Below are 11,927 nucleotides of genomic sequence, written 5' to 3' on the forward strand. Positions count from 1 at the left end.
CTGTGGCGGGACGGGAGTCCGCCGCGCTTCCGTGCTCATGCACCCCCCGTTTCCTCGCTCTTGTGCGCGTAACTCTAAAGGCAGACGCAGGTCGGCAGGGAACCAGTCCGCGGGCCGGGGTGATCTGCCCGGATCGTCCCCCTACCCTCGGGTAATCGCGTCTGGCAGGCTTCGCCCATGACAGCCCGTGCAGCAGACCGGGCCCGCTACAACCGGGCCACCGCGCACCTCGACGCCCCCCACGCGATCGTCGACCTCGAGGCGTTCGACGCCAACGCCGACGATCTCGTACGCAGAGCGGGCGGGAAGCCGATCCGGGTCGCGAGCAAGTCCGTGCGCTGCCGGGCCCTGCTGGAGCGGGTCCTGGCCAGGGACGGCTTCGCGGGGATCATGTCGTTCACGCTCGACGAGTCGATCTGGCTCGCCCGGTCCGGGTTCGACGACGTGCTCCTCGCCTATCCGTCGGCCGACCGCGCCGGCTTCGCCGAGCTCACCGCCGACCCGAAGCTGGCCGCGTCGGTGACCGTGATGGTCGACGACCCGGCGCAGCTGCGGCTCATCGACGAGGCCAGGGGCGAGGGGGCCGAGGAGGTGCGGGTCTGTCTCGAACTGGACACCGCGTTCAAGGCCCTCGGGGGGCGGGTGCGGATCGGGGCGCGGCGCTCTCCCCTGCACTCCCCTGTCCAGGTCGCCGCCCTCGCCCGCGCCGTGGCCCGGCGGCCCGGCTTCCGGCTTGTGGGCGTGATGGCGTACGAGGGGCATGTGGCCGGGGTCGGTGACGCGATCGCGGGGCGGCCGGTCAGGTCGCGGGCGATCCGGATGATGCAGAGCGCGGCCCGCAAGGAGCTCGCGGCCCGCCGGGCGGAGACCATCCGCGCGGTGCGCGTGATCGCGCCGGACCTCGAGTTCGTCAACGGCGGCGGCACGGGCAGCGTCCAGCACACGGCGGCCGAGCACGCGGTGACCGAGATCGCCGCCGGGTCGGGTCTGTACGTACCGCGGCTCTTCGACAACTACACGTCGTTCAGCGGGCGTCCGGCCGCTCTCTTCGGGCAGCCCGTGGTGCGCAGGCCCGGCGTCGGCATCGTGACGGTGCTCGGCGGCGGCTACCCGGCGTCGGGCGCCGCGGGCCCCGACCGCTCCCCCGTGCCGTATCTCCCCGAAGGGCTGCGCTACGACCCGCAGGAGGGCGCGGGTGAGGTGCAGACCCCGCTGCTCGGTGCCCCCGCCGACGATCTCCTGATCGGCGACAAGGTGTGGTTCCGGCATGCCAAGGCCGGGGAGATGTGCGAGCGGTTCGACGTGCTCCACCTCGTCGAGGGCGACCGTGTGACGGCCACCGTGCCGACGTATCGGGGAGAGGGCCACACGTTCCTCTGAGCGGTCCTGTCGAAGTGCGGTGCGGTTCCGCGCCCCGAAGGGGCGCGGGGCTGTGACATGTGCGGCTCCGCCGCGTGGGCTCGACCAGCCACATGCGGCCCGCAGATCCGGGACCGGTCTTCCAGCGGAGCGTCAGGGCGTGGCGCCCACGCTGTTGCCGACGCCGCCGCTGGTCGCGCCCTCGCCGATCGTCCGGATGCCCTTGGTGATCTTGTCCATGTCGGCGAGGGACGGTGCGTCGTCCCCGGCGTCGATGGAGATGCGGACGACGACCGGCGACTCGGACCCGAGGCTGGAGGGGAAGGCGAGCGACTGGACGTATCCGCCCGGTCCTGTCTTCGTGCGAACCCGCCAGCGGACGTAGTAGCCGGAGCGGCCCGCGACCGCCACGGTCCCTTCCTTGATCTTCTCGTGGCTCGCGATGCCGTCGAAGGGCCGTCGGCCGATCGCGTCCTGGTCGTACGCCCGGTCCGCCGCGTCCTTGATGTCCCCGAGGGCCAGCGCCTTGGGCGAGCGTTCGTCGGTGGCCGTCGCCGTGCGGGAGTAGACCGTGCCGTGCCGGCAGAAGCCGCCCTCGCCGGGGCAGTCGTAGGTGTCCGACGTCCAGACGGTCGGGTCGCTGCCGACGGTGTTCTCGGCCTTCTCCCAGCCGTCGGGCACGGGGATCGTGATGCCGTTCAGCTGGTCGACGAGGTGGGAGGGGTCGGGGTCGGGCGCCGATGTCGTGGGCGTCGGGGAGGTCGGTGACGGGGTGTCCACCGGCTCCGACGTGGTCGGCGACGGGTCGCCGCCCGTCGGCTCGCCGTCGTCTTCGCCGAGCAGTACGACGCCGGTGACGATCGACGCGACCAGGACGACCCCGGCCGCGCCCAGCGCGACGGCCTTGGCCCGGCCGCCTCCCCCGGAAGGCACCGGCAGCTGCTGCGTCGGCGGGCCGAACCCCGGCTGCGCCTGGCCCGTGTGCGGGGCTTCGGGCGCGCGCCGGTGCTCGGTCCACGCGGAACCGTCCCACCAGCGCTCGACGTGCGGTGCCGACGGGTCCGGGTACCAGCCGGGAGGGGGCGACATGCTCATCCCGGCACTCTAAGTCGTGCCGCGAAGATCAGAACACCGAGTCCGCCTGGTCGGGCACGACCGAGCCGTCCTCGCGCAGGACCGGGCCCTTGCTGCCGTCGTGTTCGTTGTACGCGGCCGTCGAGCACGGGTACGGGTCCGTCTTGCGCGGCAGCGGCTCGATGAACATGGGGTTGACCACCCAGCGGCCGTCGGCGTTGTCGTAGCCGCGGCACATGAACTCGCTCTTGTTGCGGTTCAGGACCAGGTGCGCGCCGGTCGCGTCGCCCACGAACGTCACATCCGTGTCGGCGTCGCCGCCGCCGAGCGCGATGCGGTGGGACCAGTCCTGCTTGTCCCAGGCCGACTTGCCCTTGACGCCGTAGATCTCCTGGTTGATCCAGCAGCGCTTGCCGTCGATGTAGGGGATGGCCTCGCCCTGGTTGACGGGGACGTCGCCGCAGCCCTGGTTCCAGGTGGTGATGCGGCCCTTGCCGTCGAGGACGGAGCGGATGGCGATGGTGTGCTCGCGGTCGATGCCGACGCCCTTCGACCAGACCTCGGTGACCGGCTCCGAGCCCGCCGAGACGATGTAGACGTCGAACCCGGCCTTCTTGAGCGTGCGGATGAGGTCGCGCTGCTGCTCGTAGTAGCGGGCGTAGGCGGGGATCTCGTGCGTGCCGACCTTCTGGGTGGCACCGATGGGGGCGGCGAGCACCTCCTTGCGGGCCTTCGCGGCGTACGACTCCAGTTCGCGGACGGTGTGCCCGGCGAACAGCTGGGGCACCCAGGCGTACTGGGGCACGGTGTGCCGGTGGTCCCACTCGCCCGCGAAGGCGGCGGCGCCGCTCATCGTCTTCCCGTCCTCGCGGACCTCGAAGATCTCGTCGGCGCAGTCGGTGTCGGTGGAGGTGGGCAGCGGGGCGCCCACGGGCACGTCGGTGCCGCAGGCCTCGGTGAGCGCCTTGTCGGCCTCGTCCGTCAGCCACTTGCTGGTGGACTTCCAGGTGGCGGGACGCAGGATCTTGTCGTGGTGCAGGGACCAGGCGATCGTCGCGTCGGTGATGTCGTTCTTGACGACGGTGTTGTCCCAGTCGAAGGCGGCGACGGGACGCTGCTGGTCGTGCCCCCGGCTCCCGGGCGTGTGGGAGCCGCAGCGTCCGCGCTCGTCGATCATCTGCTGGAGCCGGTCGCGGTTATCGCCGTACCAGGTCAGTTTCTTGGACAGCTGCGGGCAATGGGCCTTCGCAGCAGGGGAGTTCGCGGGCGTGGCGGCGGCCGCGGGGAGTGCCGCCGACCCGGCCGCCAGAGTGGCGGCCGTGGCCAGCGTCAACGCCAAGGCATGTCTGTTGCGCATGCGCATGGACCGTACATCAATCCCTGAGGCCTGGTCAGGTTCCGTGCACCGTGTCCTGCTGGTCGGGGATGACGGACCCGTCCGTGCGGCGTACCGGGCCCTCGGTGCCGTCCCGTTCGGTGTATCCGGTGGTGGCGCAGGGGTAGGGCTCGGCGAGCCTGCCCTTGGGCTCGATGAACATGGGGTTGACCAGCCAGCGGCCGTCGGCGTTGTCGTAGGCGCGGCACATCAGCTCGTTCTTGTTGCGGTTCAGGACGAGGCGCAGGGCCGTGGCGTCGCGCAGGAAGGAGATGTCGGTGTCGGAGTCGCCGGCGGCGAACACCTGGCGCCTGTCGGCGGGTTGGACCTTCTCGGCGGCCGCGCCCCGCACGCCGTAGATCTCCTGGTTGATCCAGCAGCGCTTGCCGTCGATGTACGTGATCATCGAGTCGTCGCCGTCCTTGACGGTGCCGCAGCCCTTGAGGTGCCCGGTGAGCCTGCCGTGCGCGGTGACGTTGCGGATGCCGATGGTGTGCCGGGCGTCGACGCCCACGCTCTTCGCCCAGACCTCGGCGACGGGCTCGGGCGACGCGGAGACCACGTACACATCGAATCCGGCCTTCTTGAGCGTACGGATCAGATCCCGCTGCTGGTCGTAATAGCGGACCCAGCCGGTGAACTTGCCGGTGCCGACGGTCTGTTCGGTGCCGATGGGCGCGGCGAGGTTCTGCTTGCGGGCGGCCGCGGCGAAGCCCTTGACCTGGCGGGTGGACCAGCCCTGGGTGAGTTGCGCGAGCCAGGCGTACTGGGGCTCCATGCGGCGGTGGTCGAAGCCGCCGAAGGCCGCTTCCCCGCTCTTGGTGGTGCCCTCGGCGTAGACCGAGGCGATCTCGTCGGCGCAGTCCGTGTCGCGGCCGGTGGGCAGGGTGCTGCCGGTGGCGGGGCAGGCCTTGGTGAGGGCCTTGGCCGCGGGGTCGGTGAGGTAGCGGCTCGTGGTGTGCCAGTCGGCGTTCCTCGGCGTACGTATCTTGCTGTTGCGCAGCAGCCAGAACATGGTGGCGTCGCCGACGTCGTTCTTGATGACCGTGTTGTCCCAGTCGAAGGTGGCGACGGGCTTGGCGCCGCCTCCGAGGTGCTGCTCGCCGCACTTTCCGTACGTGTCGATCATCTGCTGGAGCCGCGCTGCGTTCCCGTCGTGCCCGCCGTACCAGCCCTTCGAGACGGTGAGGTCGGGGCAGCGCGCGGCCTTGGACCGCGCGGGCTGGGTGGCCTCCGCGGTGGCCTGGACGGTGACGAGACCGGCTCCGGCGACGGCGATGACTGCGGTGGCCGCTACGGCGCGGCGCTTGAGATTCACGAACACGCTCCAGGTTTACGCAGGTCAGCCGGGCGTCGTGCGACGCCCGGCTGACGGGTGGGTGGCTGCTGGGTGAACTGCGGGGTGAACTGCCGGTGGGGCCTACAGCGGGGTGACGTACGCCCCGGTGAGCCCGCCGTCGACGAGGAAGTCCGTCGCGTTCACGAACGAGGAGTCGTCACTGGCGAGGAACGCCACCGCGGACGCCATCTCCTCGGGCTCGGCGAAGCGGCCCACGGGGATGTGCACGAGGCGGCGTGCCGCGCGCTCGGGGTCCTTGGCGAACAGCTCCTGGAGCAGCGGGGTGTTGACCGGGCCCGGGCAGAGCGCGTTGACGCGGATGCCCTCGCGGGCGAACTGCACGCCCAGCTCGCGGGACATGGCGAGGACGCCGCCCTTGGACGCGGTGTACGAGATCTGGGACGTCGCGGCGCCCATCCTCGCCACGAACGACGCGGTGTTGATGATCGAGCCCTTGCCCTGCTGCCGCATGTAGGGGATGGCGGCCTTGCAGCACAGGTAGACGGAGGTGAGGTTGACCTCCTGGACGCGCTTCCAGGCCTCCAGGCCCGTGTCCAGGATGGAGTCGTCGTCGGGCGGCGAGATGCCCGCGTTGTTGAAGGCGATGTCGACCGAGCCGTAGGTGTCGTACGCGGTCTTGAAGAGCGCCTCGACCTGCTCGGCGTCGGTCACGTCGACCTTGACGAAGGTCCCGCCGACCTCCTCGGCGGCGGCCTTGCCCGCGGTCTCGTCGATGTCGCCGCAGACGACGTTGGCGCCCTCGGAGGCGAGGCGGCGCGCGGTGGCGAGGCCGATGCCGCTGCCGGCACCGGTGATGACGGCGGTGCGGCCTACCAGGCGGCGGCAGATGTTCTGGTCTGACATAGGGCTCAGGCCTCCGTGCTGATGAAGACGTTCTTGGTTTCCGTGAAAGCGGCGAGCGCGTCCGGACCGAGCTCGCGGCCGAGTCCGGACTGCTTGTAACCCCCGAACGGGGTCCAATAGCGCACGCTGGAGTGCGAGTTGACGGACAGGTTCCCCGCCTGGACGGCCCCTGACACCCGCAGCGCGCGGCCGACGTCCCGCGTCCAGATGGAGCCGGACAGTCCGTACTCGGTCGCGTTGGCCAGGCGGATCGCGTCGGCCTCGTCCTCGAAGGGCAGGACGACGGCGACGGGGCCGAAGACCTCCTCCGTCGCCACCGGCGCGTCCGCGTCGACGTCGGTGAGCAGCGTCGGCGGGAACCAGAAGCCGGGGCCTTCGGGGGCGGTGCCGTGGATTCCGCTGCCGGACGGGACGTACGAACGCACCCGTTCCAGCTGGGACTTGGAGATCAGCGGGCCCATCTGGGTCTTCTCGTCGGACGGGTCGCCGACGACGATCGACTCGATGGCGGGCCGCACGATCTCCAGGAAGCGGTCGTACACCGAGCGCTGTACGAGGATGCGGGTGCGGGCGCAGCAGTCCTGGCCGGAGTTGTCGAGATACGACATCGGGGTGGCGAGGGCGGCGGCCTCCACATCGGCGTCGGCGAAGACGATGTTCGGGCTCTTGCCGCCGAGTTCGAGGGTGAGGCGCTTCACGCGGTCGGCGCACTTGGTCATGATCTGCTTGCCGACCCGGGTCGACCCGGTGAACACGATCTTGGCGACGCCGGGGTGCTCGACCAGGGCGTTGCCCGCGACGCCGCCCGTGCCGGGCAGGACCTGGAAGAGACCTTCGGGAAGGCCTGCCTCCAGGGCGAGTTCGGCGAGCCGGAGCGCGGTGAGCGGGGTCGTCTCGGCGGGCTTCAGGATGACCGCGTTGCCGGCCGCGAGCGCGGGGGCCGTGCCCCAGGCGGCGATCGGCATGGGGAAGTTCCAGGGCGCGATGACGCCGACGACGCCGAGGGGTTCGAGGATCGTGACGTTCAGACCGCCGGGCACGGGGATCTGACGGCCGCTCAGCCGCTCCACCCCCCCGGCCGAGAAGTCGAGGAGGTCGCGGACGTTGCCCGCTTCCCAGCGTGCGTTGCCGATGACGTGACCGGCCTCGCGCACCTCCAACTGGGCGAGTTCCTCCAGGTGTTCGTCCACGGCGACCGCGAAGCGGCGCAGCAGGCGTGCGCGGTCGGCGGGGGCGGTGGCGGCCCACCGCAGCTGTGCCTTGGTCGCGCGTACGACCGCAGCATCGACGTCCTGCGGGGTGGCGGCGGGGACGGTCGCGACGACCTCTTCCGTCGCCGGGTTCAGTACTTCCAGCAAGGGTGCCTCACATACGTTCGAAGGAGCGGCGAAGCTCCCAGTCGGTCACCGCGGAGTCGAAGGCGTCCAGCTCGACCCGCGCCATGTTGCTGTAGTGCGCGACCACCTCGTCGCCGAAGGCGGCCTTGGCGATGGGGCTGTTCTCCCAGAGCTCGGCGGCCTCGCGCAGGGTGGTGGGCACATGCGCGTAGTCGCCGGTGTAGGCGTTGCCCGTGCACTCCTCGGGCAGCTCGAGCTTCTGCTCTATGCCGTGCAGGCCGGCGGCCACGAGTCCGGCGACCGCGAGGTGCGGGTTCACGTCGCCGCCCGGCAGGCGGTTCTCGAAGCGCATCGAGCGGCCGTGGCCGACGACGCGCAGCGCGCAGGTGCGGTTGTCGTAGCCCCAGGCGGCGGCGGTCGGCGCGAACGATCCGGGCCGGAACCGCTTGTAGGAGTTGATGTTGGGCGCGTAGAGGAGCGAGAAGTCACGGAGCGCGGCGAGCTGCCCGGCGAGGAAGTGGCGCATGACGGGCGACATGCCACCGGGATCGTTCGAGGAACCGGCCATGGCGTTGTTGCCGTCGGCGTCCGCGAGCGAGAGGTGGATGTGACAGGAGTTGCCCTCGCGCTCGTTGTACTTGGCCATGAAGGTGATCGAGACACCCTCCTGGGACGCGATCTCCTTGGCGCCGGTCTTGTAGATGGCGTGCTGGTCGCAGGTGACCAGGGCGTCGTCGTACCGGAACACGATCTCGTGCTGGCCCGGATTGCACTCGCCCTTGGCCGATTCGACGACGAGTCCGGCGGCCGCCATGTCGTTGCGGATGCGGCGCAGGAGCGGCTCGATGCGTCCGGTGCCGAGGACCGAGTAGTCGATGTTGTACTGGTTGGCCGGGGTCAGGCCCTTGTAGCCGGAGTCCCAGGCCTGCTCGTAGGTGTCCTTGAAGACGATGAACTCGAGCTCCGTGCCGACGTTGGCGGTGAAGCCGAGCTCCGCGAGCCGGTCGAGCTGGCGGCGCAGGATCTGCCGGGGCGCTGCTACGACGGGCGACGCGTCGTTCCAGGCGAGGTCCGCGATGAGCATCGCGGTGCCCTCGTTCCAGGGGACGCGGCGCAGGGTGCTCAGGTCGGCGTGCATCGCGAAGTCGCCGTAGCCGCGGTCCCAGGAGGACATCGCGTAACCGTCGACGGTGTTCATCTCCGTGTCGACGGCCAGGAGGTAGTTGCAGCCCTCCGTGCCGTGCTCCAGGACCTCGTCCAGGAAGAAGGGTGCGGCGAACCGCTTGCCCTGGAGCCGCCCTTGCATATCGGGGAAGGCCAGGACGACAGTGTCGATCTCGCCGCTCGTGACGAGAGCACGCAGCTCTTCGACCCCGAGCGGGGGTGTGCGGTCTGCCACGGGAAAATCCTCCTTGGGTCAGCCGAGAGCCATAAGGTATTGCCGAGAACCATTGATTGGGAAGGGGGTACGGCCAGATGTCGCACACGGATGCCGACGACGCGAGCGCCGCGACCGATGACCGACTGACGCCGGTGCTGCGTCCCGTGCGGGCGGGCAACGGCTTCGAGGAGGCCCTGGAGCAGATCCTCCAGGTCGTACGTCTCGGCCTGGTGCCCGGCGGCGAACGCCTGCCGTCGGAGCGGGAGTTGGCCGACCGCCTCGGCATCAGCAGGGTCACGCTGCGCGAGGTCCTGAAGGTGCTCCAGGACCAGGGCCTCGTCGAGTCGCGGCGCGGCAGGTACGGCGGCACGTTCGTGCGCCCGCGCCCCGAGGCGGCGGGCGAGGACGAGCTGCGGCGGCGCGTGGCGGATGTCGACGTCGAGGACGCGCTGCGCTTCCGCGAGGTGCTCGAGGTGGGGTCGGCCGGACTCTGCGCGGCGCACGGCCTGGACGAGGAGCAGAAGGAACGGCTGCGCACGGCGCTCGCCCAGACCCATGACGCGCCCCTGTCCGAGTACCGCCGCCTGGACACCCTGCTGCACCTGACGCTCGCCGAGCTCTGCGGCTCGCCCTCGCTCACGGCGCAGTACGCGGCGGTCCGCGCGACCGTCAACGACCTCCTGGACTGCATCCCCCTCTTGGTTCGGAACCTGGAGCATTCGCAGCGCCAGCACACCGCGCTCGTGGAGGCGGTGCTCGACGGGGACGCGGACGGGGCGCGGGAGATGATGCGCGAGCACTGCGCCGGCACGGCCGCCTTGCTGCGGGGTTTTCTGACATAAGGGGCGCGGTGAGGGGTGATTAACGGCGGCGTAACGCAGGGGTCTTGATTTCTCGCACCCGGCACGGCAAAGGTATGGATCCGTTCCATTGAGTCGCCTGAGTCGCCTGAGTCGCCTGAGTAATCCAGCCGCCGAGCCGCAGTGCCGCCGCCGCATAGGAGCCGTGCCATGACCGTGGAGTCCACCAAGCCACCCACCACCGCCGAGCCGGCGGACGACTATCTGGAGCGCAGAACGCTGCGCCGGGGCAGCGCGGGCTGGCTCCTGCTCACCGGACTCGGCGTCGCGTACGTCGTCTCCGGCGACTACTCGGGCTGGAACTTCGGCCTCGCCGAGGGCGGCTTCGGCGGCCTCGCGATCGCCATGGCGCTCATGGGCCTGATGTACGCGTGCATGGTCTTCTCACTGGCGGAGCTGTCGTCGGTGCTCCCCACGGCGGGCGGCGGCTACGGCTTCGCGCGCCGGGCGCTCGGCCCCTGGGGCGGCTTCCTGACCGGCACGGCGATCCTCATCGAGTACATCCTGGCGCCGGCCGCGATCGCCATCTTCATCGGCGACTACGTCGAATCCCTCGGTCTCTTCGGCCTCACTTCCGGCTGGCCGGTCTACCTGGCCTGCTTCGTGATCTTCATCGGCATCCACCTCTGGGGCGTCGGCGAGGCGCTGCGCTTCAGCTTCGTGGTCACGGGCATCGCGGTGGCGGCGCTGCTCGTCTTCGCGGTCGCCGCGTTCATGGACTTCGACGCGTCGAAGCTGAACGACATCGCGGTGGACTCCTCGGCCTTCGGCTCCAACTCCTGGCTGCCGATGGGACTGTTGGGCATCTGGGCGGCGTTCCCGTTCGGCATGTGGTTCTTCCTGGGCGTGGAGGGCGTACCGCTCGCGGCCGAGGAGACCAAGGACCCGGCCCGCACGCTGCCGCGGGCGATCCGCTGGTCGATGGCCATCCTCATCGTCCTCGCGCTCCTCACGTTCTTCGCGTCGGCCGGGGCACGCGGCGCGAACGCCATCCAGGAGGCGGGCAATCCGCTGGTGGAGGCGCTGCAGCCGGACGGCGAGGCGACGACGCTCAGCCGCATCGTCAACTACGCCGGCCTCGCGGGCCTGGTGGCGTCCTTCTTCTCCCTGATCTACGCGGGATCACGCCAGCTTTTCGCGCTGTCGAGGGCGGGCTACCTGCCGAGGTTCTTGTCGCTGACGAGCAGCCGCAAGGCTCCGTACCTGGGCCTGTTGGTCCCGGGCGCGATCGGCTTCGGCCTCGCCGCGGCGACCGGGGACGGTGCGCGGATGCTGAACGTCGCGGTGTTCGGCGCCACCATCTCGTACGCCCTGATGTCGCTCTCGCACATCGTGCTGCGCCGCCGCGAGCCGGGCCTGGAACGCCCCTACCGCACGCCGGGCGGCACGCTGACCTCGTCCGTCGCACTGGTCCTCGCCTGCTCGGCGCTGGTCGCGACGTTCCTGGTGGACGTGACGGCGGCACTCATCGCGCTGGGGGTATATGTGGTGGCGATCGCGTACTTCGGCTTCTACAGCCGCAAGCGGCTTGTGGCGCGGGCGCCGGAGGAGGAGTTCGCGGCGCTGGCCGCCGCGGAGGCGGAACTGGAGCGCGGCTGAGCATGAGGGAGATGAAAGTGAGCGGGAGCGGCAGGCCACTGATCGGCGTCAGCACCTATCTGGAGTCGAATGCCCGCTGGCGCGTATGGGAGCTCGAGGCGGCGCTGCTGCCGGCGGGCTACCCGCGCCTGGTCCAGGCTGCGGGCGGCAGCGCGGCGATGCTGCCGCCGGACGATCCTTCGTACGCCGCCGAAGTCGTCGCCCGTGTCGACGGCGTGGTCATCGCGGGCGGCCCCGATGTCGAGCCGGTCCGTTACGGCGCGGAGCCCGAGGACCACACCGGGCCGCCCGCGCGGGAGCGGGACGCGTGGGAACTGGCCCTGATCGAGGCGGCGTTGGCGTCGAGCACCCCGCTCCTGGGCATCTGCCGCGGAATGCAACTCCTGAACGTGGCACTGGGTGGAACGCTCACCCAGCACATGGAGGGGCATGTAGAGGCGGTCGGCGTCTTCGGCACGCACGAGGTGAAGCCGGTGCCGGACACGCTGTACGCGTCGATCGCGCCGGAGGCGTCGACGGACGTCCCCACGTACCACCACCAGGCGGTGGCCCGCCTGGGCCGGGATCTCGTCGTCTCGGCCCACGCGGAGGACGGCACGGTGGAGGCGGTCGAACTCCCCGGCGCCGCCTGGACGTTGGGCGTGCAGTGGCATCCGGAGATGGGGGAGGATCTGCGGGTGATGCGGGCGCTGGTGCGGGCGGCGGGGGCGGCGTAGCGGCTTTCGCCGAAGGCCCGGGG

Annotated in this window: 10 protein-coding genes; 4 read left to right on the plus strand and 6 right to left on the minus strand. The window is 70.7% G+C overall.

What is annotated here, in order from left to right:
- Positions 1–177: 177 nt before the first annotated feature.
- A complete protein-coding gene (locus E2651_RS34035; RefSeq protein ID WP_135335116.1) occupies positions 178–1,380 on the plus strand; it encodes an amino acid deaminase/aldolase in 1,203 nt (400 codons plus the stop codon).
- Between the two features lie 132 nt (positions 1,381–1,512).
- Here the strand turns inward: E2651_RS34035 and E2651_RS34040 are convergent, their stop codons facing one another.
- The 6 genes from E2651_RS34040 to E2651_RS34065 form a co-directional block, all read right to left on the minus strand.
- Positions 1,513–2,454, minus strand: coding sequence for a DUF2510 domain-containing protein (locus E2651_RS34040; RefSeq protein ID WP_135335117.1), 942 nt, complete (start codon positions 2,452–2,454; stop codon positions 1,513–1,515).
- 28 nt (positions 2,455–2,482) lie between these two features.
- On the minus strand, positions 2,483–3,790 hold the full coding sequence (locus E2651_RS34045) for a haloacid dehalogenase-like hydrolase (RefSeq protein ID WP_135335118.1): 1,308 nt from the start codon (positions 3,788–3,790) through the stop codon (positions 2,483–2,485).
- Positions 3,791–3,824: 34 nt separating this feature from the next.
- The gene (locus E2651_RS34050; protein WP_135335119.1) at positions 3,825–5,126 is read right to left on the minus strand and encodes a haloacid dehalogenase-like hydrolase; all 1,302 of its coding nucleotides are present in this window, start codon (positions 5,124–5,126) and stop codon (positions 3,825–3,827) included.
- Positions 5,127–5,228: 102 nt separating this feature from the next.
- Complete coding sequence (locus tag E2651_RS34055; RefSeq protein WP_135335120.1) at positions 5,229–6,011, minus strand: 3-oxoacyl-ACP reductase; 783 nt, start codon at positions 6,009–6,011, stop codon at positions 5,229–5,231.
- A 5-nt stretch (positions 6,012–6,016) separates the two neighbouring features.
- Entirely contained in the window at positions 6,017–7,369 is a 1,353-nt protein-coding gene (locus E2651_RS34060; protein ID WP_135335121.1) for an aldehyde dehydrogenase family protein, read from the minus strand.
- A gap of 7 nt (positions 7,370–7,376) precedes the next feature.
- The gene (locus E2651_RS34065; protein WP_135335122.1) at positions 7,377–8,747 is read right to left on the minus strand and encodes a glutamine synthetase family protein; all 1,371 of its coding nucleotides are present in this window, start codon (positions 8,745–8,747) and stop codon (positions 7,377–7,379) included.
- 77 nt (positions 8,748–8,824) lie between these two features.
- On the opposite strand from E2651_RS34065, the gene E2651_RS34070 reads away from it, so the two are divergent.
- The 3 genes from E2651_RS34070 (at position 8,825) to E2651_RS34080 (ending at position 11,904) form a co-directional block, all read left to right on the plus strand.
- Complete coding sequence (locus E2651_RS34070) at positions 8,825–9,571, plus strand: FCD domain-containing protein (protein ID WP_135335123.1); 747 nt, start codon at positions 8,825–8,827, stop codon at positions 9,569–9,571.
- Positions 9,572–9,739: 168 nt separating this feature from the next.
- Positions 9,740–11,188 carry an ethanolamine permease gene (gene eat, locus E2651_RS34075; protein ID WP_135335124.1) on the plus strand — a complete coding sequence of 483 codons (1,449 nt, stop codon included), beginning with the start codon at positions 9,740–9,742 and terminating at the stop codon, positions 11,186–11,188.
- A gap of 2 nt (positions 11,189–11,190) precedes the next feature.
- Positions 11,191–11,904, plus strand: coding sequence for a gamma-glutamyl-gamma-aminobutyrate hydrolase family protein (locus tag E2651_RS34080; RefSeq protein WP_245239397.1), 714 nt, complete (start codon positions 11,191–11,193; stop codon positions 11,902–11,904).
- Positions 11,905–11,927 lie beyond the last annotated feature (23 nt).

The organism is Streptomyces sp. MZ04, from assembly GCF_004684775.1.
Lineage (GTDB): Bacteria > Actinomycetota > Actinomycetes > Streptomycetales > Streptomycetaceae > Streptomyces.

Bases quoted from the DNA above. Each gene is read 5' to 3' on its own strand.
- E2651_RS34035 (WP_135335116.1), top strand. From the start codon at position 178: ATGACAGCCCGTGCAGCAGACCGGGCCCGCTACAACCGGGCCACCGCG.
- E2651_RS34040 (WP_135335117.1), bottom strand. From the start codon at position 2,454: ATGAGCATGTCGCCCCCTCCCGGCTGGTACCCGGACCCGTCGGCACCG.
- E2651_RS34045 (WP_135335118.1), bottom strand. From the start codon at position 3,790: ATGCGCAACAGACATGCCTTGGCGTTGACGCTGGCCACGGCCGCCACT.
- E2651_RS34055 (WP_135335120.1), bottom strand. From the start codon at position 6,011: ATGTCAGACCAGAACATCTGCCGCCGCCTGGTAGGCCGCACCGCCGTC.
- E2651_RS34070 (WP_135335123.1), top strand. From the start codon at position 8,825: ATGTCGCACACGGATGCCGACGACGCGAGCGCCGCGACCGATGACCGA.
- eat (WP_135335124.1), top strand. From the start codon at position 9,740: ATGACCGTGGAGTCCACCAAGCCACCCACCACCGCCGAGCCGGCGGAC.
- E2651_RS34080 (WP_245239397.1), top strand. From the start codon at position 11,191: ATGAGGGAGATGAAAGTGAGCGGGAGCGGCAGGCCACTGATCGGCGTC.